The sequence below is a fragment of the Pseudobdellovibrionaceae bacterium genome, assembly GCA_019637875.1.
Classification (GTDB): domain Bacteria; phylum Bdellovibrionota; class Bdellovibrionia; order Bdellovibrionales; family Bdellovibrionaceae; genus JAHBUW01.
On sequence record JAHBUW010000003.1, the window covers coordinates 273,271 to 294,256 of the forward strand.

At 58.3% G+C, this 20,986-nt stretch carries 17 protein-coding genes, 5 tRNA genes and 1 pseudogene; 5 read left to right on the forward strand and 18 right to left on the reverse strand.

The window, feature by feature from the left end; translation table 11 throughout:
• Positions 1 to 231: 231 nt before the first annotated feature.
• The 5 genes and pseudogenes from rpoB to rplK form a co-directional block, all read right to left on the reverse strand.
• A pseudogene (gene rpoB, locus KF767_06090) lies at positions 232 to 4,347 on the reverse strand (DNA-directed RNA polymerase subunit beta).
• A gap of 409 nt (positions 4,348 to 4,756) precedes the next feature.
• Positions 4,757 to 5,131: a 50S ribosomal protein L7/L12 gene (gene rplL / locus KF767_06095; protein ID MBX3017441.1), complete on the reverse strand. Its 375-nt coding sequence runs from the start codon at positions 5,129 to 5,131 to the stop codon at positions 4,757 to 4,759.
• A gap of 62 nt (positions 5,132 to 5,193) precedes the next feature.
• Positions 5,194 to 5,706 (reverse strand): 50S ribosomal protein L10, encoded by a 513-nt coding sequence (gene rplJ, locus KF767_06100; protein ID MBX3017442.1) that lies wholly within the window; start codon positions 5,704 to 5,706, stop codon positions 5,194 to 5,196.
• A 340-nt stretch (positions 5,707 to 6,046) separates the two neighbouring features.
• Positions 6,047 to 6,754, reverse strand: coding sequence for a 50S ribosomal protein L1 (gene rplA / locus KF767_06105; protein ID MBX3017443.1), 708 nt, complete (start codon positions 6,752 to 6,754; stop codon positions 6,047 to 6,049).
• Between the two features lie 12 nt (positions 6,755 to 6,766).
• The gene (rplK, locus tag KF767_06110; GenBank protein ID MBX3017444.1) at positions 6,767 to 7,192 is read right to left on the reverse strand and encodes a 50S ribosomal protein L11; all 426 of its coding nucleotides are present in this window, start codon (positions 7,190 to 7,192) and stop codon (positions 6,767 to 6,769) included.
• 329 nt (positions 7,193 to 7,521) lie between these two features.
• Between rplK and KF767_06115 the strand changes: the two genes are divergently transcribed.
• Together KF767_06115 and KF767_06120 are read left to right on the forward strand one after the other, a co-directional pair.
• The gene (locus KF767_06115; GenBank protein ID MBX3017445.1) at positions 7,522 to 8,025 is read left to right on the forward strand and encodes a hypothetical protein; all 504 of its coding nucleotides are present in this window, start codon (positions 7,522 to 7,524) and stop codon (positions 8,023 to 8,025) included.
• Between the two features lie 102 nt (positions 8,026 to 8,127).
• Complete coding sequence (locus KF767_06120) at positions 8,128 to 9,609, forward strand: hypothetical protein (GenBank protein MBX3017446.1); 1,482 nt, start codon at positions 8,128 to 8,130, stop codon at positions 9,607 to 9,609.
• 90 nt (positions 9,610 to 9,699) lie between these two features.
• On the opposite strand, the gene nusG is transcribed toward KF767_06120, so the two are convergent.
• From nusG to rlmB, 9 genes are all read right to left on the reverse strand, one after another.
• On the reverse strand, positions 9,700 to 10,233 hold the full coding sequence (nusG, locus tag KF767_06125) for a transcription termination/antitermination protein NusG (protein ID MBX3017447.1): 534 nt from the start codon (positions 10,231 to 10,233) through the stop codon (positions 9,700 to 9,702).
• A gap of 46 nt (positions 10,234 to 10,279) precedes the next feature.
• The gene (gene secE, locus KF767_06130; protein MBX3017448.1) at positions 10,280 to 10,660 is read right to left on the reverse strand and encodes a preprotein translocase subunit SecE; all 381 of its coding nucleotides are present in this window, start codon (positions 10,658 to 10,660) and stop codon (positions 10,280 to 10,282) included.
• 65 nt (positions 10,661 to 10,725) lie between these two features.
• A tRNA-Trp gene (locus KF767_06135) sits at positions 10,726 to 10,801 on the reverse strand.
• A gap of 161 nt (positions 10,802 to 10,962) precedes the next feature.
• Positions 10,963 to 12,153 carry an elongation factor Tu gene (gene tuf, locus KF767_06140; GenBank protein MBX3017449.1) on the reverse strand — a complete coding sequence of 397 codons (1,191 nt, stop codon included), beginning with the start codon at positions 12,151 to 12,153 and terminating at the stop codon, positions 10,963 to 10,965.
• A 79-nt stretch (positions 12,154 to 12,232) separates the two neighbouring features.
• Positions 12,233 to 12,307: transfer RNA gene (locus KF767_06145), tRNA-Thr, on the reverse strand.
• Positions 12,308 to 12,337: 30 nt separating this feature from the next.
• Positions 12,338 to 12,414 (reverse strand) — tRNA-Gly (locus tag KF767_06150).
• A gap of 81 nt (positions 12,415 to 12,495) precedes the next feature.
• A tRNA-Tyr gene (locus KF767_06155) sits at positions 12,496 to 12,581 on the reverse strand.
• 27 nt (positions 12,582 to 12,608) lie between these two features.
• Positions 12,609 to 12,684, reverse strand: a tRNA-Thr gene (locus KF767_06160).
• Positions 12,685 to 12,878: 194 nt separating this feature from the next.
• Complete coding sequence (gene rlmB, locus KF767_06165; protein MBX3017450.1) at positions 12,879 to 13,808, reverse strand: 23S rRNA (guanosine(2251)-2'-O)-methyltransferase RlmB; 930 nt, start codon at positions 13,806 to 13,808, stop codon at positions 12,879 to 12,881.
• A 145-nt stretch (positions 13,809 to 13,953) separates the two neighbouring features.
• On the opposite strand from rlmB, the gene KF767_06170 reads away from it, so the two are divergent.
• Complete coding sequence (locus tag KF767_06170) at positions 13,954 to 15,120, forward strand: hypothetical protein (GenBank protein ID MBX3017451.1); 1,167 nt, start codon at positions 13,954 to 13,956, stop codon at positions 15,118 to 15,120.
• 154 nt (positions 15,121 to 15,274) lie between these two features.
• Here the strand turns inward: KF767_06170 and KF767_06175 are convergent, their stop codons facing one another.
• Positions 15,275 to 15,451, reverse strand: a complete 177-nt coding sequence (locus tag KF767_06175; protein ID MBX3017452.1) for a hypothetical protein — start codon at positions 15,449 to 15,451, stop codon at positions 15,275 to 15,277.
• A 154-nt stretch (positions 15,452 to 15,605) separates the two neighbouring features.
• Between KF767_06175 and KF767_06180 the strand changes: the two genes are divergently transcribed.
• The gene (locus KF767_06180; GenBank protein MBX3017453.1) at positions 15,606 to 16,277 is read left to right on the forward strand and encodes a response regulator transcription factor; all 672 of its coding nucleotides are present in this window, start codon (positions 15,606 to 15,608) and stop codon (positions 16,275 to 16,277) included.
• Positions 16,252 to 17,598, forward strand: coding sequence for a HAMP domain-containing histidine kinase (locus tag KF767_06185; GenBank protein MBX3017454.1), 1,347 nt, complete (start codon positions 16,252 to 16,254; stop codon positions 17,596 to 17,598). Before KF767_06180 ends, KF767_06185 begins: the two co-directional genes overlap by 26 nt.
• Here the strand turns inward: KF767_06185 and KF767_06190 are convergent.
• From KF767_06190 to KF767_06200, 3 genes are all read right to left on the reverse strand, one after another.
• On the reverse strand, positions 17,595 to 18,881 hold the full coding sequence (locus KF767_06190; protein ID MBX3017455.1) for an MFS transporter: 1,287 nt from the start codon (positions 18,879 to 18,881) through the stop codon (positions 17,595 to 17,597). The genes KF767_06185 and KF767_06190 overlap by 4 nt on opposite strands.
• Positions 18,878 to 19,546: an orotidine-5'-phosphate decarboxylase gene (gene pyrF / locus KF767_06195; protein ID MBX3017456.1), complete on the reverse strand. Its 669-nt coding sequence runs from the start codon at positions 19,544 to 19,546 to the stop codon at positions 18,878 to 18,880. Before pyrF ends, KF767_06190 begins: the two co-directional genes overlap by 4 nt.
• Positions 19,547 to 19,637: 91 nt before the next feature.
• A complete protein-coding gene (locus tag KF767_06200) occupies positions 19,638 to 20,912 on the reverse strand; it encodes a DUF3943 domain-containing protein (GenBank protein MBX3017457.1) in 1,275 nt (424 codons plus the stop codon).
• Between the last annotated feature and the right edge of the window lie 74 nt (positions 20,913 to 20,986).

The window sequence follows — 20,986 nt, forward strand, 5'->3', positions numbered from 1 at the left end:
GTGAGCCTGATCCGTCGGAGGAGCGTCGTCGCTGTCACCAGCAGGTCCGCCCTCGTCTCCGCCACCGTCGCCTTCATCATCGCCCTCGTCATCCGAAGCATCGTCCGCTTCGTCCGCCGCCGACTCCGCCTCGACCGCGACATCGCGATCGGGACGAACGGTGCGTGCCGTGGGTCCTTCCGAAAGCATCATCGAGGGTTCACCTTCATCGATCATGTCGCCGTCATCCGTGAGGATGTCCGATTCCATGAGTTCAATGTTCAGTGCCAGAGACTGAAGCTCTTTCACCAAGACGTTGAACGATTCCGGCAATCCGGGTTCGAGGATGTTTTCACCCTTCACGATGCTCTCGTACATCCGAGTCCGGCCCGCGACGTCATCCGACTTCACGGTCAAGAACTCTTGCAGCGAGTATGCGGCACCGTAGGCCTCGATCGCCCAGACTTCCATCTCCCCGAGACGCTGACCACCGAACTGAGCTTTACCACCCAGAGGCTGTTGCGAAACGAGCGAGTACGGCCCAATCGACCGCGCGTGGATCTTCTCTTCGACCAAGTGGTGAAGCTTCAGCATGTACATGATTCCGACCGTGACGGGGTTCTTGAAGGGTTCTCCAGAACGTCCATCGAACAGAATCATCTGACCCGTGGTGGGCATGTTCGCGCGCTCGAGCAGCTCTTTCACGTCGGTCTCACGAGCACCGTCGAACACGGGAGTTCCGACGTGGACCCCGCGTTTCATGGTGTCGATCATGCGTTTGATCGACGCATCGTCTGCGCCTTCAATTTTCTTCGAGATCTCGTCATCCGAGAACACATGCTTCATCTGTTCACGGGCTTGCGCGCCGTTGAACTTCTCAAGCTGTTCTGCGAGCTGAACGCCCAAGTTGCGTGCGGCCCAACCCAAGTGGACTTCGAGGATCTGACCGATGTTCATCCGCGAAGGGACGCCCAAGGGGTTCAGAACCATGTCCACGGGAGTACCGTCCGCCAGGTAAGGCATGTCTTCCACGGGGAGGACTTTCGAGACGACCCCTTTGTTTCCGTGACGACCGGCGAACTTATCGCCGACTTGCATCTTACGCTTAATGGCAACGTAGACTTTGACCATCTTGATCACGCCGGGAGGAAGTTCATCCCCCTTACGCAGACGATCGATCTTGTCGTTGAAGACCATTTTCACGGCTTCCAACTGGTTACGTGCGCCATCCAAGATACGGGTCACTTGGAATTCGAGTTCTTGATCCAAGGGGATGTAGGTCAACAGTTCGAAAGGAATCGACTCGAGGTCGTCCGAAGTGATGTCCTGACCCTTGTTCAAGAGTTTCTGGCTACCGTCCTCGTTCAACAGGACGCCCGTGGTCTTCTTACCGACCAGGATGTCCTTCAGTTTTTCGAGGGCGTTGTTTTTGATCACGTTCTGCTCAACCGAGAGATCTTTCTCGAGTTTGCGTTTCTTCTCTTCGATGATCGACGCCAAACGTTCATCGCGGTCTGCGCCTTCGCGGCTGTAGACTTGAGCGTCGATGACCGTTCCGTAGACGCCCGAGGGCACGCGGAGCGAAGTATCGCGAACGTCGCCGGCTTTTTCACCGAAGATCGCGCGGAGCAGTTTTTCTTCAGGCGACAACTGAGTCTCGCCCTTGGGAGTGACTTTACCGACCAGGATCGAGCCGGGACGAACTTCCGCACCGATGCGGATGATCCCCGAGCCGTCGAGATCTTTCAGCGCTTCTTCACCGACGTTGGCGATATCGCGAGTGATCTCTTCCTTACCCAGCTTGGTATCACGAGCGACGCACTCGAACTCTTCGATGTGGATCGAAGTGTAGACGTCGTCTTTGATCAGGCGTTCCGAAATCAGGATGGAATCCTCGAAGTTGAAACCCTGCCAAGGAGTGAAGGCGACCATGATATTCTGTCCGAGAGCCAATTCACCGAGTTCCGTCGACGGACCGTCCGCGATGATGTCGCCCTTACGGACGCGGTCACCGGCGAAGACGATCGGCTTCTGGTTGAAGCTCGTGTTCTGGTTCGTACGTTGGTACTTGGTCAGGTTGTAGATATCGACGTTCGCGCCGAGCTCTCCACCTTTTGCCAAACGGCGAACCACGATCCGTGCGGCGTCGACTTCTTCGACGATCCCGTCGTTCGTCGCCACCACCGAAGTTCCCGAGTCGCGGGCCACCAAGTGCTCAACGCCAGTTCCGACCAGCGGTGCGCGCGAGCGCAAGAGCGGAACGGCCTGACGTTGCATGTTCGATCCCATGAGGGCGCGGTTGGCATCATCGTGCTCGAGGAACGGAATCAAAGACGCCGCGATCGAGACGAGCTGCGAAGGCGACACGTCCATGAGAGTGATTTTTTCTTTTTCCGTCACTTCGTATTCACCATCGGCACGGCAAACCGTGTTGTCTGCGGTGATCTCGGTCACGTAGCCACCATCGCGAGTCGCGGGAGCAATGACTTGCCCTGCTTCTTCCAGTGCCGACATGTACGAGATCTCTTTCGAGACTTTACCTTCGGTCACTTTGCGGTACGGAGTCTCGATGAAACCGTAGTGGTTAATACGTGCGTAAGTCGCGAGCGAGGCGATCAGACCGATGTTCGGTCCTTCCGGCGTCTCGATCGGGCAGATACGACCGTAGTGCGTGGGGTGGACGTCACGAACTTCGAAGCCGGCGCGATCACGAGTCAAACCGCCCGGGCCGAGGGCCGACAGACGACGTTTGTGCGTGATTTCCGACAGCGGGTTCGTCTGATCCATGAACTGCGAGAGCTGCGAAGCGCCGAAGAATTCTTTGACGACGGCGTTGACGGGTTTCGCGTTCACGAGATCGTGAGGCATCATCGTTTCCACATCTTGCAGGCTCATACGTTCGCGGATCGCGCGCTCCATACGGACCAGACCGATGCGGTATTGGTTTTCCAGAAGTTCACCGACCGAACGGACACGACGGTTACCGAGGTGATCGATATCGTCGACGACGCCGCGACCGTTTTTCAGGTCGATCAGGTGCTTCACGGTGCTCAAGACATCTTTGTGGGTCAGAGTGCGGTGCTCGGGCGGGCACTCTTCCATCGAGATGTTGAACTTGTGGTTGATCTTGATCCGGCCGACTTCCGAGAGATCATACGTCTCGGGATCGAAGAACAAACGCTCGAAGAAGGTGGTGGCCGCTTCCATGGTGGGCGGCTCGCCAGGGCGCAAGTGCTGATAGATCTTCAGGAGCGCTTCGTCTTTCTGCTGAACTTTATCGACCAGCAGAGTGTTGCGCAGGAACGGACCGACGGTCAGACCGTCAAAGAAGATCAGGTTCAGCTGCTCGATACCCGCTTCCATCGCCTTGAGGATGGTGTTTTTATCGAGCTCTTGGTTCGAGTCCGCGATGATTTCACCGGTCGACTCGTCGATCAAAGGCTTCGCGAGCACTTTTCCATCGAGATCTTCGGGATTCACTTCGATCTCTTTCAGATCGAGCGACTGGACTTTTTTAACGACCGCGCGAGTGATACGGCGACCCGCTTTGACGAGGACTTCGCCCGACTTGGGATCGAGGATGTCGACCAGCGCACGCTGTCCCGACATACGTTCGATGTCGAGCTGACGGTAGAGTTTCGAGCCGCGAACCTGCACGGTGTCGATGTCGTAGAAGTACTCGAGCAGCTGATCGACGTTGTAGCCGAGAGCTTTGAGCAGGATGGTCACCGGGAACTTACGGCGACGATCGATACGGACGTGGATCAGATCTTTTTGGTCAAATTCGAAATCGAGCCACGAACCGCGGTACGGAATGACACGCGCGTTGTAGATCAGTTTTCCCGAAGTCGCGTTCTTACCCGAATCGTGATCGAAGAACACACCCGGCGAACGGTGAAGCTGCGACACAACGACGCGCTCGGTTCCGTTGATGATGAACGAACCGTTCTGGGTCATCAGCGGGATCTCGCCGAGGTAAACTTCCTGTTCTTTCACGTCGCGGATCGAGCGGGCTTCCGTCTCTTCATCCACGTCGAAGACGATCAGGCGCAAAGTCACCTTGATCGGCGCCGCGAAGGTCATGCCGCGCTGACGGCACTCATCCACGTCGTACTTCGCCGGCTCGAGCGTGTACGACACGAATTCGAGCGAAGCGGTGTTATTGAAGTCCGAAATCGGGAACACCGATTTGAAAACGGACTGCAGTCCCACATCCTGGCGGCGGTCGGCATCGACCCCACGCTGCAGGAAACCTTCGTACGAGCTCTTCTGGAGTTCGATCAGGTTGGGGATATTGATGACTTGTTTGTTCTTCGCAAAACTTTTGCGAATACGGATGTTCGACGCCGTTACGGGAGTCAGGCTCATTCAATCTCCTAAAAATTTACCGCCGTTTTTCGCTCTCAGAACGCAAAAAAGCGCGACTCGTTTCCGAATCCCGCTTTCAATTTGCCAACTTCAAACAAAAAAATGCCGCATCTAATTCCTAGCTTGGTCCCGAGCTGTACGGGCTCGTGACGTTGCTTACACATCGATTGCACGCGAACTCTTTGAGAGGAGGAAGTTCGCTGAAACCCCACAATACTTCTTGAGAAAAATCGGCTCGCCAAATCGCGCTGAGCTTTCCCAAAAATTATCTTTCACGTTCACTGGCCAATTTTTTGCATTCCGAGACGCAATTGCCCAATATATCGAGATTTTCCTAAATGTTGAGCACAAAACCAAAAAAGAAACGGAGCCCCATTTGGGACTCCGCTCCATAAACCCGAAGGTTCGATTACTTGATTTCGACTTTCGCGCCTGCAGCTTCGAGAGTCTTCTTCATTTTTTCAGCTTCGTCCTTAGTCACGCCTTCTTTCACAGTCTTGGGCGCGCCTTCGACCAGAGCTTTCGCTTCTGCCAGGCCCAGGCCTGTCAGTGCGCGAACTTCTTTGATCGCGTTGATTTTGTTCGCGCCGGCATCTTTCAGGATGACGTCGAACGCTGTTTTCTCTTCAGCGGGAGCAGCCGCTCCGCCGCCAGCCGCAGCAACCGCAACGGGTGCAGCAGCCGAAACGCCCCACTTCTCTTCGAGAAGTTTCACGAGTTCAGCGATTTCCAGGACAGTTTTCTTCGAGAGTTCTTCAACCAATTGGTCGTTTGTCAGAGACATTTTAAATTCCTCCAAAAATGGATTAAAAAATTACGTTAAATTCAACAGTTTCAATATTCAGACTACTCTTTACGAGCTGCCAGAACGCGGACGAGACTTGCCGGCGCCTCTTTAAGAGTGCGAGCGAGTTTCGTACCCGGAGCTTGAAGAACTCCCAGGAACTGAGCGCGAAGGACTTCTTTCGACGGAAGAGTCGCCAGAAAATTGATCTTTGCAGAATCCATTTTCTGTCCGTCCATCACACCGGTTTTCAACTGCAGCAATTCCACGTCTTTCGCGAAAGTTGCCAGAGTTTTTGCCAGTGCCGAAGCATCTTCGTACGCGAACACAACAGCGTTTGTCCCTTTGAACGAACCCGACAGGGCTTGCTCAATTTCGGGAAAACCCTTGAGTGCACGCTTCGCCAGAGTGTTCCGGAACACTTTCATCTCGCCCTTCACCGGGTGAAGCTTTTTGCGCAGGTTTGTCACCTGCTCAACCTTCATCCCTTTGAAATCGACGAGGAAAGCGGCCTTGGCTTTGCTGAATTTCTCAACAAACACCTGAATCTCTTGCTCTTTTTCTGTACGTAGCATGTGGCCATCCTCCTTTCTTGAACGCCGGGCTCAAAACCCGTGCGAACAGTATTTCAATCAGCTGCGGTGAGACTGGCGTTATGCCAGCTGAGTGGGAGGGAAACCTCACACCTGCTTGTCTCGGTGGGCCTCCCCCGCGATTCCGGGGGAACTTAAAGACGGAGTCTGCGCTCCGAATACCTACTGTCTATGACCGCAAGCGGTTCTTAACTTGTCTGTGCGCCTGCCACCAAATGCCCAAACCCTTCGTTGCTCCTCGTCGACGTACCCCAAAGGGTACGCCTTCCTCGTCGCGCCTCGGTCTTGGTCATTTTGTGACCGGCTTTTTCTTCTCTGCGGACTACTCTTCGCTTTCCGCGCCCGAGACCGCGTTCACGTCCATCTTCACGCCGACACCCATGGTGCTCGACACGGTGATGGAACGCAGATACGTCCCTTTGGAAGTTTGGGGCTTCGCTTTCATGACGGAACCCATGAAGGCCATAAAGTTCTCTTTCAATTTCGCATCACCCATCGACTTCTTACCGATCATGGCGTGCACGATACCGGCTTTATCCACGCGGTAATCGAGCTTCCCTTTTTTCTCGGCCGTCACCGCATCACCGACGTTCATGGTGACGGTGCCCACTTTCGGGTTCGGCATCAAGCCCCGCGGCCCCAGAACCTTCGCGACTTTCGAAACGGTCGCCATCATGTCCGGAGTTGCGATCGCTTTGTCGAAATCGAGCCAGCCCTCGTTGATTTTCGCGACGAGATCGTCGCCACCAACGTAGTCCGCACCCGCATTTTTCGCTTCAGCCTCTTTCGGACCTTTTGCGAAAACGACGACGCGTACGTTCTTACCCAGACCGTTCGGCAGCGCGATCGCGCCACGGACTTGCTGGTCACCTTGCTTGGGATCGACACCCAGACGAACGGCGACGTCGATCGATTCATCGAACTTCGCGGTCGCTGCCGCCATCACCGTGGTGAAAGCCGTGTCGACGTTATATTTTTTCTGAGAATCAAAACCCTTGCGGGCATTTTTCAGACGTTTTCCTTCAGCCATAGATCACCAGTCCTAATCTGCCAGCTCGAGGCCCATGCTCTTCGCAGTGCCCGCAACTTGAGACATCGCAGATTCAACTTTGATACAGTTGAGATCCGGAAGTTTTGTTTCAGCGATTTTCTTGATGTCCGCCGATTTCACCTTACCGACCTTGTCCTTCTGGGGCATTTTCGAACCGGATTCCAGTTTCAATGCCTTCTTGAGCAGACTCGACACGGGAGGCGTCTTGGTGATGAATGTGAACGAACGATCCTGATAAACAGTGATGATGATCGGGATGATCGAATCACCCAACGCCTGCGTGCGGGCGTTGAACTGCTTACAGAATTCCATGATGTTCACACCATGCTGACCAAGTGCCGGTCCCACGGGAGGAGCCGGATTGGCTTTCCCTGCCGGAATCTGCAGTTTGATCATGCCTGTTACCTTTTTTGCCATAGCACTTCTCTCCTGCAAATGAGGTCGGCCCCAATGGCCAACCACCCACTAATCCATTTTTAAAAAACGGTCTTATGAACTCCCACCTCAGAGGGGGCTTGGCAAGGATTGAGCAAAGGAAGAGGTCAGCTTTTACAAAAATTAACGCATATGCGGCATAGGGCTTGCTCTCCTTCTCCAGCGAATGAGCACAAACACCTTGCCGCAAAGGACGCCCCGGCGCCTGGCAATCTTCCCGACAAAGGCGCCCAATCGCGCTCCCTCGCCGGGAAGAGCCCCCATTTCCCCTTAAACTTGATTTAAACAATCCCCCCAAAAAAGGACACCCCATGAGACCCCCCCAACTTCGGAACCTGATCCTGATCGCCGCCCTCCAAGGACTTTTCACGACCGCCGCTTTTGCCCAAATTCAGGGCCTGCGCATCTCGTGCAACGAAAGCATCGACTACATCGAGCAAGAAGACTCCATGGACTACAAAGTCGTCACCCAGGGTCAACTCTTGGAAATTAAGGAAAAGGACGGAGTCTACCGCCTGAAAACCGGAACCGTCGAAGCCGGCGGACTTCAAGATGCCCTGTTTGGCGGCTCTTTGTCGGACTGCCAGGTCAACGCCGCCAATGCCGAATCCAACCCCCCGCAGTACTTCTTGATGACCGCAAACTGTAAGGGCGACGACCGCGCCAAAGACGGCCCCTTGACCGAAATCTCGATCGCCCGCGCGGCATCGGGCTTTGAAGTGAAAACGAAGACGACCGTCAACGTCTTCGGCGAAATCAGCGTCAAAGAAAAAACCGATCAGTTCCAGCACTGCTCCGTCGGATTCAACGACTAAACCGCGGAAGGGATTCGAACTCCGATGCCGACACTGGTGAGGCTCCTCCTCATTCTCAGCCTTCTGACGGCTTCCGTCATGGCCCGGGCCCAGGAGGGCCCCGTGTCGGCGCGCGCATTGGTCGAGGGACTGCCCGCCAACCAGCAGGCCCTGATCCGCCAGGTCGAACACGAAACCGCCCTTCTGATCGAGCCCCTCGCCTTGGAACTTCTGCGCGGCAGCTCGCGCCTGGAAGTGTCGGCTTTCGTGGACCTTCTCGGTGGCGAGCGCGACGTGCGCGATCAGTACCGGCTGCTGGAGCGGTTGACCGACTCGCGCGGCACCCACGTGAAACTTATCAGCGCACTTCTGGAGCTACACGAACGCGACCCCCGACGCTTCGACCGACTGAAAACCGCCGTCGCCCGGCTGGATGCCGAGATCGAAAGCCTTCGCCCTCTGCGCCCGCCCTTCGGAAGCCGCATGGCCATGGGCCTTTTGTACTCGGCCTCGCTCATCACCTATACCTACGGTTACTTCGGCACCTGGGCCGATCCCGCAAACCCAGCGAGCGTCGCCTACTGGGCGCTCAAGGCGAAGCAGGTCGCCTGGGCCGGCCTGCTTTACGTCGGACTGCAGGTAGGCGGCGAACTCCTGGTCCTGAAGAAGACGTGGCCCTCTTACCGGACCGCACTCCGCAACCATCGCCACTCCCTCGTGATGCTGGATCATTTGAAAGTATGGATCCAGGACGTCGAGCGCGACGCCGAGCTGCGTTCGCTACGCGAAAGCCTGCGCTATGCGGCCTCGGATCGCCCCGTGCGCGATCTCGTGAAACTGCTGCCGGAGCTCATGGCCGAGGCCGAACGCCACACCGAAACCTACCTTCGTGAACCCGACCGCCTTACGGAATTGCGTGCTTTCGGCGCGCAAACCCAGACGCTGGAAATTCTGCGCGAGTTCGCACGAACCCTCTCGGAACACGAGAAGGCGGCACTCCAAGCGGCCTTCCGCCATCCGCGAGTGAAACATGAGTTACCATGGACGCTCATTCCGAAGATGCAAAGTCTCGAGGCCGAGCTGAACGAACGTTTCGAACGAAGCCTCCCCGCCAGCGAGGCGAATGCTCGCGCCAGGATGGCCACCCTCGCTCGCCTGCAAGGCGACGCTCTCGAAAGCCGCTCTCTCTCTGGACATATGGTGCGCGAGGCCGCCGTCGGTAACTTCACACTGACCGTCAGTCTTGCCATCGCGGCGGTCGCCGTCGGCGTGGGGAACTCCGCGCTCGCGATCGACGGCCACCTGCTCCAGACGGGAATCGACTGGGTCCGCGCTCACCCCCAGAGCCTGCTCTGGGCTGCGGCGCTGGGCACGATCCCGTCATTCTACGCGCCCCTCCACCGCGTCTACCGTACCCTCGCGGAACGCTGGCGCGCGGCCCGCACGCCGCTCTGGGAGCGCCCCGAGTTCAGCGCCACCGAAGCCGAATTCGAGATCCTACGCCGCCACCTGGTGAGCCAAGAGCGCGACGCCATCCCCAAGATTCTGGGTGCCGCGCGTGCGCGAGCCGGAGCAAAGAGCTGCCGCTCCGTCCACGGCGACTGAGGACATAAAAAAACCGGCCTCTCAGGACCGGTTTTATGAAAATCAAAATGAATGAAGGAGAGAGCTTAGGCTTCTGGCCTTCTGGAAAGCTTAAGCTTTCTCGACCTGCACGAAATCAAGCTCGACGGGAGTGGGGCGTCCGAAGATCGAAACGAGGACCTTCACTTTGCCTTTCTCTTCGTTGATCTCTTCAATTGTGCCCGCGAAATTCGAGAACGGACCGTCGACGACCGTGACGTTTTCACCGTGGGTGAACTTCACTTTCGAGCGAGGCTTCTCTGCGCCGGTGGTCATCTGTTGAGTGACGCGACGGACTTCGCTCTCGGGAACTTCCGGAGGACGGGTCTTGGTCCCACCCACAAAGCCTGTCACCTTCGCGCTATTGCGCACCAAGTGCCAAGTTTCATCGGTCAGGGCCATGTTCACGAAGATGTAACCGGGGAAGAACTTTTTGGCTTTGGTCTGCTTCTGACCTTTCACCAACTGAACGACGTTTTCCGCCGGAATCAGGATTTCGCCGAAGTGTTCTTCTTGTTTCAGCGAACGGATGCGCTCTTCAATCGCCGACTTGGCCGTGTTCTCACAGCCGGTCTGAACGTTGATGATGTACCATTTTTTATCCATGGCAAACCTACTTACTGCGCTCAATCTGGAGCGCCGACTTGTCCAATTACTGAAGAATGATGTTGTTCAGAACGTAACCCGAGACAAAATCGAAACTCGAAATCACCAGGCTCGAAACGACCACCATGATGCAAACCACGATGGTCATCGCGGTCACATCTTTACGCGAAGGCCATACGACCTTGCGCAGTTCGGAGACGACTTCATCGCCCCACTGGAGCATCTTGGGGCTGAACTGCAGGAACAGGAACAAGCCGAAACCCGCAGCCACCGGCAGACCGTGACGGAACCAGTCTTGGCCCGCCAGATTCGCCATCCAGCCGAAGATTCCCGAAAGAGCCGTGATCAGAAGCGACAGCGTGAGGCCAAAAATAGCGCCTGCCGTTGCGAATGCGACCGTCAAAATCTTCTGGTTTGTTTTGTCCATGATCCGTCCTTTTCAGAGCCAGATGCCATCATCTATAAATTGGGACCAGACAACAAGAGGGATATTGGCAGGGCCGCACGGATTCGAACCGTGAACCTAAGGATTTGGAGTCCTTCGCTCTACCGTTGGAGCTACGACCCTGTTGTCCCCCGCTCACCAACGCTCCTTGCGGCGCGTCGGAATGTCTGGGCTTTGAATTTGAATCGAGTCCTCAAAAACCGAGGGGGACGACTCTTACGAGGTCCCCCTACAGTCAAGAGTTTCGAACCGGTGAAGGCCGAATCGAAACCCTGTCTTGAAGATTACTCAGTGATCGCGACGACGACGCCTGCACCGACGGTACGGCCACCTTCGCGGATCGCGAAGCGAAGCTCTTTTTCCATCGCGATGGGCGCAATCAGCTCAACGTCAACTTCCACGCGGTCACCGGGCATGACCATTTCAGTTCCCGCCTTCAGAGTCACTACGCCAGTGACGTCAGTGGTACGGAAGTAGAACTGAGGACGGTATCCGTTGAAGAAGGGAGTGTGACGTCCGCCTTCTTCTTTGGTGAGGATGTACGCTTCAGCTTTGAACTTCTTGTGCGGCTTGATGGTGCCGGGTTTCGCGAGGACTTGTCCGCGCTCAACGTCTTCTTTTTTGGTACCACGGAGAAGGACGCCGCAGTTATCGCCCGCTTGACCTTCATCCAACAGCTTACGGAACATTTCGATTCCAGTGACTGTGGTTTTAGTCGTGGGACGGATACCGACGATTTCAACTTCTTCGTTGACCTTAATAACGCCACGCTCAACACGGCCAGTGACGACAGTACCACGACCCGAGATCGAGAACACGTCCTCGACGGGCATCAGGAAAGTCTTGTCGATCGCACGGACGGGCTCGGGGATGTAAGTATCGCAAGCTTCCATCAGTTTCATGACCGAGGGAGCACCGACTTCCGAAGTGTCGCCTTCCAGAGCTTTCAGAGCCGAACCTTTAACGATCGGGATCTTGTCGCCGGGGAATTCGTACTTCGAGAGCAGTTCGCGAACTTCGAGTTCGACGAGCTCAAGGAGTTCTTTGTCATCGACCATGTCGCACTTGTTCATGAAAACAACCAGTGCGGGAACGCCGACCTGACGAGCGAGCAGGATGTGCTCACGAGTCTGGGGCATCGGACCATCCGCAGCCGAGACGACGAGGATCGCGCCATCCATCTGAGCTGCACCAGTGATCATGTTTTTCACGTAGTCGGCGTGCCCGGGGCAGTCGACGTGTGCGTAGTGACGGTTGTCAGTTTCGTACTCGACGTGAGTTGTCGAGATCGTGATCCCACGCTCTTTTTCTTCGGGCGACTTATCGATTTGATCGTAGTTCATCGCCTGAGCTTTACCGGCTTTCGCCAGAACGTTGGTGATTGCTGCAGTGAGAGTGGTCTTACCATGGTCGACGTGACCGATGGTTCCGATGTTCACGTGCGGCTTCGAGCGGTTAAACTTCTCTTTTGCCATTGCTGTCTTCCTCCTGAGTAGGATCCAAATCCTGTTTATTTACCTAACTTAAAAACTTCGAGCGCGATGACCAAAAAACTGGAGCCCGTGATCGGAGCCGAACCGACGACCTCACCCTTACCAAGGGTGTGCTCTACCACTGAGCTACACGGGCATACCCTCGGATCGCCGGAAAAGTTCAACTTGGAGCGGGTGACCGGTCTCGAACCGGCAACCCTCAGCTTGGAAGGCTGATACTCTAGCCAATTGAGCTACACCCGCCCATTTCAAACTTTTCCTAAACTCTTGTGACTGAAGGCCTGCGCGAGAGTGGCGGCGCAGGGGATTCAGTTCCTGAATCTATGGTGGAGAGAGAAGGATTCGAACCTTCGTAGGCGTGAGCCAGCGGATTTACAGTCCGCCCCCTTTAGCCACTCGGGCACCTCTCCGCATCGATCCTTCACTCACAAAAGTTCTGGAGCTGGTTATGGGACTCGAACCCGCAACCTGCTGATTACAAATCAGCTGCTCTACCAATTGAGCTAAACCAGCTTTGTTCGGCGATACGACGGACTGTTCTATGGAGAATTTCAAACGGAGTCAAAGATTTGCGATGGGGAGGCCGATTCACGCCTGGGACAGCGCGCCGCGCCCGGGGCTTCAGCAAAGTGGGGGGCGTTTCGCTCAATTCCAAAGCAGGCGCGGCTTCGCGCGCCGAGGCCTCCCACCCCTCTTTTCACGTTTGCCTATTTTTGAGGCTGGGCCGAAGCCTGAACTTTAGCCTGGCGGTAACCTTCGGACAGGATCATCGCGGTGGCGACCGAAACATTGTAGCTCGCCGACGCTTCGACTTGCGGAATACGGATCAGCTCATCGCACGCGCGCTCGGTGGAGGAGCGCAGGCCTTTGTCTTCCGCGCCCATCACCCACACGACCTTCGCGGGAATATCGAGTTCGTAAATTTCGCTCTTCGCTTCGTGCGAAAGACCGAAAATCCAGTAGCCCGCTTCTTTCAGTTGCGCGAACACCGAAGAGAAATTGTTGTCGCGTAAAACGGGAACGTGCTCGGCGCCGCCCGCGGCCACTTTGTGCGCGACCGGAGTCAGCCCCACCGCACGGTCTTCCGGAATGAGAACCGCGTTCACACCCATCAACCAACTCGTGCGCAAAACCGCGCCGAGATTGTGCGGATCCTCGACGCCGTCCAAGGCGACGATCGTCGCCGATTCGAGCTTCAGCAGATCTTCGATTTCGACGGAAGGTTGATCCTTCGCGATGAGGAGCGCGCCTTGATGACTTCCCAAACGATCCATCGCGACCGCGGTCCGCGTCTCGAGCCGCAGACGTTTCGCGCGCGCGAGCTCTTCGATCTCGCGCAAGGTTTCGTTGTCCCGCCAATTGTCGATCAGGATCAAAGTTTCGAGCGACGCGACCTTGGCCGCGAAGGCCTCGCGGATCGCGTGATCCCCCATGATCAAACGCCCGCCCTTCGGCACATTGATGAAATCGCCGCGGGACGAGCCCGCCTTCGGCGCCGGACCGCGCGGCCCACCCGACGGAGCGGGGCGACCGCCCGACGGAGCCGAGCGACCACCAGACTGAGGCGAACGGCCTCCCGATTGCGGACGACGAGATTTCGAAGAGGAACGAGAGGGGGGACCGGATTGTCTGCGCATGATTTCTACGGGTGTAAACGGAGAGGCCGGGCTTGTCTATGCGCCGCGTTTCCAGCCTCCCATTTTGATACAACTTACAGCGAAGCCGAATATTTCTGAGGCCTTGGCGGCTTTGATTTCCTATGATGGAGGAAAGGGGAACCCGATGAACCGCACACGCCGATACCGCGATCTTTTCCTGATGGGCCTCGTGGTCCTTCTGGGTTTCCAGAACTGCTCGCCGTCGTTCCAAGAGCCCGACAATACCGATCCCCGCCTGGGCACCCTCGGCGACGAAGATCCGCAACCCGAACCCACGCCCCGTCCGGCGACGGCGCAATTCCGCGCGGGCGATCCCGTCAGCCGCAACGCCCTCGGCCACCTTTATACTTTCGAGCTGCGCGCCCTGTTGGACTTCGCCGCGTACGAAGCCTATTCGGGCGAAAAAGCCATCGCGCTGGCGCCCAACGGACTCGCGGCCGTGCGTTTCTCGACGGCGGCCAGCGCCGCCGAAGTGGAGCGCGCCGCGATCGAGGCGTGCAACGCCATCGCGGGGCAGGCCTGCGCGCTGTTGATGAGCGGTGACACGTTCAAAGTCGACGCCGATAAAATCTCGGCCGATGCGCAGATGCTTTTGAAATCCGGAAACGCGGCGCTGGTCGCGACCGATACCCCCTTTCTGCTCGATGCCCAGCGCGTGCTCGTGCAAAATTACCTGCTGACGAGTTCGACCAGCCATGCGTTCAAGGCCCTGGCCCTTTCCCCTTCGGGCGAAGCCTATTCAACCTACGGACACTCGCAAAGCGAAGCGAACCGGCGCGCGCTGCAGATCTGCGAATACAACGCGGCGATCACGCCGTGCTTGATCTTTGCCGAGGGGAATCAGCGTGTTTTCAATCTGGCCAACTGGGATCGCGCGCAGCGCCTGCGCCTTTTCCCCGCCGTGCTCACGCAGGCGGAAGTGCCCTTCATTTTCGACGAGGACCGCCCGGGTCTGGATCCGTTCTTCGCGGATCTCGCGAATCAAAAAATCGTCGCGCTCGGGATCGCGCAGTCCGGCTCTTACGGCGCCGCCCAGAACGGGGTGAAGGCCGAAGCGGAGCGCGTGGCGGTCGAGCGCTGCTCCTCGGGCTCGAGTGAAGCGTGCTTTTTGTATTCGAGCGTGAATTCGGTTGAGCTCCGCTGGGATCGTCTGCCGACCAAAAGCGTTCTGCGCGCCGTCGTCTGCGCGGTGCCGCGCGCGAGCTGCGCCGCCCACAAAGAGCGCGGCTGCGCGGCCGCCACCCGCTGGATCGCGAACGGCGGAACACTCACCCGACAAAGCTGCAATTGAGGACACGCCCTAAGGAAAATAAAAAAGGGCGACGATCGTGCTAAGGACAAGATCGCCGCCCCAGAGAACTCGTCCACCAGTGAAGGTGGTCATCAAGTGGTCGCCCCATCCAACCCGACGGAGCGACCGTCTCACCACCGCAAGGAACTCCCGATCACTTGCGATAATTCTTAATGCACTTTTTCAGTTTCTTACCGGAGAGAGACGGGTCCTTTTGCAGACAGGCTTGTTTCGCCTCGCTGTTGCCCTTCCCTTTTCCTTTTGCCGATGCCACATCCGCATTGATCGCGAAAACGAACACCAACGCCATCACACTCAAAACAACTTTCACGACGACCTCCATGTCACCCGTGAGGGTTCTAGTTCAGCATAGGTGGGGCCCATCTTGAATAAATGGGTTCTGGATCAAAAATTTTTGATTTCGGAATGACCGCCTGCATAAAGGGGTCGGTGTTCGAGTCAACGCAGGTTATGTTCTGAAACCGATGAAAGTTCTTTTGATCGAAGACGATCTCAAACTCGCGGAACACTTGGTGCGCAATCTGCGTGAGCAGGCGCTGATGGTTGAGCATGTCGCCGACATGAACTCGCTGCAAGCGCAAATTGACGCGAACGCGCGTTACGATCTGGTGATTCTGGATCGCCTGATCGGTCAGAAAGATACCAAGCAAGACCTCCCCCGTTTGCGGGCGAAGTGGCCGGACGCGCCGGTGCTTGTGCTGTCGGCGATCTCCACGCCGCAAGAGCGCAGCGACGTTCTGAATCTGGGGGCCGACGACTACCTCGGCAAACCTTTCTCGACCCAAGAACTGATCGCGCGCCTGAACGTTTTGTCGCGGCGACGCGCGCAAGCCCCGAATCCGTTTTTGCGCGTGGGCGACCTGGTGGTCGATACCGTCCAGCGGTCGTTGACGGTCCTTGGTCGTACCGAAAACTTACCCGCGAAAGAGTTTTTGCTTCTGCGGATCCTTTGCAAAGAGCCGGGCCGCGTCTGGAGCCGCGACGAACTGCTCGACTACATTTGGGGCTCGAGCGTTCATCTCGACACCAATGTGGTGGAAGCGACGGTCGCGAACGTCCGACGTAAACTCGAAGCCCTGGGAGCCCAGGCTAAAATCAAGAATATGCGCAATGCGGGCTATTGGATTCAGGAATAGGCTTTTCCTCACCATCCTGCTGGTCTTGAGTTTGGTGACGACGGCGTCTTTGGTGCTGCACTCGAAATTCCTGCAACGCGAACGTTTGGCGCTGATCGACCAGCAGGTGCGCGAAACGGCGGCCTCACTCCTCGATTCCGAGCTCGCGGAAAAACGCGTCGACTTCAAAGAGGCCGAAGCCATCATCTCGGAAGAGCTGGGCGACAGCCGCATCGGGAAGTTCTTCATCATCCGCGACGCGAAAGGCGAAACCGTTTTTTCCTCGAACACCGCGAACGTGCTGTCCATCGCGCGTGTGCCGAATTCGCAAACCTGGGTCACGATCCGCACGAACGGCAAATACATCCGCGCGTTGAACTTGAAACTGCCGCGCATCCCGAACCGCTCGCTGCAGGTGGGCTTGGTGATGGACGAGGAGCTCGCCTCGCCAAGCTACTGGTCATGGTCCTCGCTCGTCTTTTTCACGGTCATCCTGGTCATGGGACTGGCGGCGACTTGGTTTTCGAGTTCGTTTCTTTTGCGTCCCGTCTCGCGTTTGGAAGAGTTTTTGACGGGCATCACCCAGCAGCGGAAATTTCCGCTCCCGGCGCTTCCCGACTCGGTCGCGGCGGCCCCGCGCACGGACTCCTTCGATGAATTCGAGCGCATGCTCGCGGCGCTGAACGCCTTGATCCGTCAGCTGAACAAGAACTATCAGTTCTCGCGTTTGTGGGCGTACCAGATGGCCCACGAGCTGAAGACGCCGCTCGCGATCCTAGGTTTTGAAGCCGAAAAACTCGCGAAGAAAGCCGACGTCCGCGCCGTTCAAGAAGAGGCCGGTCGCATCTCGGGCATCGTGAACTCGTTCTTGAACTGGGCCGAGCTCGAGAACTCGCCGCAAAAGGCGACCTTGTACATCAACCCTCTCGCGAAGGTCGCGAAGTCAGTGGCCACGCGGCTGTCCGAGATCGGCACGTCCTCCATTCAGGTCGACATTCCCGAAGAGATCGAGATCGCCGCGGACCCGCAGCACCTCGAGCAGCTCTTCGCGAATCTTTTGCGGAACGCCTCTCGCTACTCGACGCCGGGAACGGCGATTCACGTCAGCGGAGACAAAAATCACTTCCTGATCGCCGATCAAGGCCCCGGGATTCCGACCGAGGTGTTGAATCGTCTGGGCGAGCCGTTCAATCGCGGCAACAACCCGCACGAAGGCCACGGCTTGGGGCTCGCGTGGGTGAACTCGATCTGTCACCAGTACGGCTGGAAACTCAAAATCCACAACCGTCCCGACGGCGCGGACGTCTGCGTGCAGTTCCCGCCCGTGGAGTCCCACGATTAGAATTTGGCGAACTTCGCGCGCGCTACGGGTGTCCGCAGATAAAGCCCGATCGACAAGCCCACCACCGACGCCACCGCCACGTAGTACGCGGGCGCCATCGGCCCCACGTGCGAAGCCGCGTAGCTGATCAGCGGCGGCGTCAAGGCGCCGAAGATCGCGTAGGACACGTTGTAGCTGAAACTCAAACCGGAGAAGCGGACCCGCGGCGGGAATGCCGCGATCATCACCGAGGGCACGACGCCCGCGACGCCGACGCAAAAGCCGGCCACGCACGAAAGCGCCATGAAGTTCGTCGCCCCCGCCGCCAGATCGGCGTACAGCGCCAGGCTCGTGATCAGCAGCGCGCCGGCCCCGACCGCAAGCGCCCGCGCCGCGCCCCAGGCGTCGACGAGCGCGCCGCCGGCCAAGCAGCCGAAGCACAGAAACAGACTCGCCAGCGCGTTCGCCTGGAACGCGCGCTCGGCCGCAATGCCGAAGCCGCCCTGCACGAGCGTGGGGGTCATCAGGATGATCACCAAAATCCCCGCCGTCAGCAGCCACGTCACGAGCATCGACAACACGACCGACCCGCGGTGCTTCGCGAAGACTTCCTTCAAGGGCACACCTTGATGAACGGCCTTCTCGGCACGGAGCGCCTCGAAGACCGGCGTTTCGCTGAGCCATTTGCGCAGCCACACCGCCAGAAAGCCGAAGACGCCCCCGAGGAGGAACGGAATCCGCCAACCGTAGCTGAGCAGATCCTCGGGCGCCATGCGGGTGTGCAGAGCCGTGGCCAGGAGCGAACCCATCAAGATCCCGGCGGTCAGCCCCGAGGTCAGACTCGCGCACGCGATCCCCACGCGACCGCGCGGCACGTGCTCGGCCACGAAGACCCACGCGGCGGGAACCTCGCCCCCGATGGCGATCCCCTGCACGATGCGCAGGGTGAGCAGCAGCACCGGTGCGAGCGCGCCGATCTGCGCGTAGGTCGGCAAAAGCCCCATCAAGAGCGTCGGGAGCGCCATCAGAAAGACGCTGAACGCGAACATCTTTTTGCGTCCATCCTTGTCTCCGAAGTGCGCCATGATCACGCCGCCCAGAGGACGCGCGAGATAACCCGCGGCGAAGATCCCGTAGACCTGCAGCTGCGCGAGCCAGTCGGCCATACCCTCGGGAAAGAAGAGGTGACTGAGCGTCTTGGTGAAAAAAACGAAGATCACGAAATCGAAAAACTCGAGCGCCCCGCCCAGCGCGGAAAGCCCCAAGGTGCGGAAGTCCTTCGCGCCCAGACGACCTTGTCTCATGCGCGATTCGCCGCGTACTTCAGCGCGGCCGCGCGCGGGTCCGCCGCCTTCACGATGGGGCGCCCGACGACGAACGCGGACGCGCCGGACTTCAGCACGTCTTCCGGTGACATGATCCGGGTCTGATCGTCGGCGGCTTCTTCCGGCAGACGCACGCCCGGCGTGACCAGGTAAAGTCCCTGACCTTGGAGCGCCGACAACTCAAGGGGCGAACACACCAAGCCGCTGAGGCCCGCCCGCTTCACTTCCTTCGCGAGCTGGGTCACTTGATCGAGGATCGGGGCTTTGCGGTAGATCTCGCTGAAGTCCTTTTCCGACCAGCTGGTCAGAATCGTGACCGCCAGAATCTTGAAGGGCCGCTCGCGGTTCAGCTCGGCTTCGACTTCGGCCAGTCGCTTCAGCGCGGTCGCCCCCGCCATGGCGTGGATCGTCGCGAAAGTCGCGCCCGCGGCGAAGCTCGCGCGGATCGCGGCTTCCATGGTCGAAGGGATGTCGAAGAACTTGCAGTCGACGAAGACCGGGGCCTTCGCGGCCATCCGGCGCACGAAGCCCTCGCCGTAACGATGGATCAAACGCGGCCCGAGCTTCAGGCAGCCCGCCACGCCCTGAAGGGCATCGGCTAGGCGCTCGGCCTCGACGTCGCTATCGACATCGAGGGCGACCATCAAAGGAGAGTTCAGCTGGGGATCGGGCACGTGGACCTCCGAAGGTAGGACCCTATCTTTAGCGCGCGCCCGGCCAACTATCAATGAGCGATCAGTGAGCGCTCAACGCGCCCCGGGGGCAGTGGCCCAGGCTTCGCTGCACCATGTACAGCTCACGATCGAGAACGGAGGAGTCCGGAAGGCGGGCCGCCGCCAGCATCGCGATCATCGCGGCCTCTTGGCGGAAGCCCAAGGTCCGCCCGTTCGCCTGCACCAGCACCCCGTGCGGCTCGGTGCAGTCCCGGGTCGGCAGGTGGTGAACGTAGCTGCGGGTCAGGCCGACGAGCGCGCGGGTGACCTCGGTTTCATTGTTACCGATATACGCGCGCTGGCGCTCGATCTCGACGAATTGATCCACCAGGTAGTGCCCCGCCTCGAGCGCTTGCAGCACCTTCCGGCGCGCGCCCAGGCGGCCGATCCATTCAGGCTTCTCCAGCTCGATGCGGGCCGCGAACTGCGCGGCCGCGCAGAATTTTCCGCGCGCGAACAGACGCTGGTATTCCCCGTCGGCCTCACCCGCAGTTCGCGGCAGATCCCGTTGCCCGCGCTCGGCCGCCTCGTTCAAATCGCAGCGATCCGTCAGGTATTTCGGCCCGTTTTGCCAGCGCCAGATCGCCCGCAGTCCCGCGCCGTAGCCGTACTCGCCCTGCGCGTTCCGTTGCACGATCGGGGACACGCTCAAGGTGACTCCCGACGCTTTGATCGCGCGCAACAGCGAGGTGAAGGGATCCAAGAAGACCTTAGTGGACCGGCCCAAACGTTTGGAGCCGAAGATACGATCGTCGTTCGCCTCGATGGCGAGAATCGCCTGGTAGGCGGCCTCGCCCATCAGGCTGCCGATGATCGGCGTGCTGAAAAGATCCTGCAACGAGGGTTTCTCGAAGAAGGCCTCGATGCCGTACTCCCACCAGAAGGTCGACATCGCGACCGAAAACATGAAGGACTGAAGCGGCGAGCGGCCGCAGGTGCGCGACATATTGTAGTAAGCCATGCCGCTGTAAGGGTGACCGATGTAGTTCACCGCCCAGTGATCCCCGTCCATGACGAGCTGTTTGGTGTGGCGGCGGTAGTTTTCCCAAAGAGAGGAATCCTTCAGCTTCTTCGGCCAGTTGGTCACGTCCTCGGGGAGCGTACTGAACGCGCCGTAAGCGGTGCCGATGGCCGCGGTCGAAAGGATGGCGACCTGCTCGAGCGGATGACAGACTTCATCGGAACGCAGCTCGGGCCGCGGCTTGATTGTCCAGTCCACCCCACGCCAGGCGGCGCTCGAGGCCTGAGCTTGCGAAACGCACACCGAGGCCAGCAGGAACAAGAAGGCGCTTTTCAAATGGAACCCCCCGAGATTTGGTTAAGATCGTGAACCCCTACCGGACAGCAAAACTCCGGCCACCGGCGAGGGCC

Excerpts from the sequence above, each read along its gene's own strand:
- rplL (MBX3017441.1), bottom strand. The coding sequence starts at position 5,131 with ATGTCTCTGACAAACGACCAATTGGTTGAAGAACTCTCGAAGAAAACT.
- rplJ (MBX3017442.1), bottom strand. The coding sequence starts at position 5,706 with ATGCTACGTACAGAAAAAGAGCAAGAGATTCAGGTGTTTGTTGAGAAA.
- rplA (MBX3017443.1), bottom strand. The coding sequence starts at position 6,754 with ATGGCTGAAGGAAAACGTCTGAAAAATGCCCGCAAGGGTTTTGATTCT.
- rplK (MBX3017444.1), bottom strand. The coding sequence starts at position 7,192 with ATGGCAAAAAAGGTAACAGGCATGATCAAACTGCAGATTCCGGCAGGG.
- KF767_06115 (MBX3017445.1), top strand. The coding sequence starts at position 7,522 with ATGAGACCCCCCCAACTTCGGAACCTGATCCTGATCGCCGCCCTCCAA.
- nusG (MBX3017447.1), bottom strand. The coding sequence starts at position 10,233 with ATGGATAAAAAATGGTACATCATCAACGTTCAGACCGGCTGTGAGAAC.
- secE (MBX3017448.1), bottom strand. The coding sequence starts at position 10,660 with ATGGACAAAACAAACCAGAAGATTTTGACGGTCGCATTCGCAACGGCA.
- tuf (MBX3017449.1), bottom strand. The coding sequence starts at position 12,153 with ATGGCAAAAGAGAAGTTTAACCGCTCGAAGCCGCACGTGAACATCGGA.
- rlmB (MBX3017450.1), bottom strand. The coding sequence starts at position 13,808 with ATGCGCAGACAATCCGGTCCCCCCTCTCGTTCCTCTTCGAAATCTCGT.
- KF767_06170 (MBX3017451.1), top strand. The coding sequence starts at position 13,954 with ATGAACCGCACACGCCGATACCGCGATCTTTTCCTGATGGGCCTCGTG.
- KF767_06180 (MBX3017453.1), top strand. The coding sequence starts at position 15,606 with ATGAAAGTTCTTTTGATCGAAGACGATCTCAAACTCGCGGAACACTTG.
- KF767_06185 (MBX3017454.1), top strand. The coding sequence starts at position 16,252 with ATGCGGGCTATTGGATTCAGGAATAGGCTTTTCCTCACCATCCTGCTG.
- KF767_06190 (MBX3017455.1), bottom strand. The coding sequence starts at position 18,881 with ATGAGACAAGGTCGTCTGGGCGCGAAGGACTTCCGCACCTTGGGGCTT.
- pyrF (MBX3017456.1), bottom strand. The coding sequence starts at position 19,546 with ATGGTCGCCCTCGATGTCGATAGCGACGTCGAGGCCGAGCGCCTAGCC.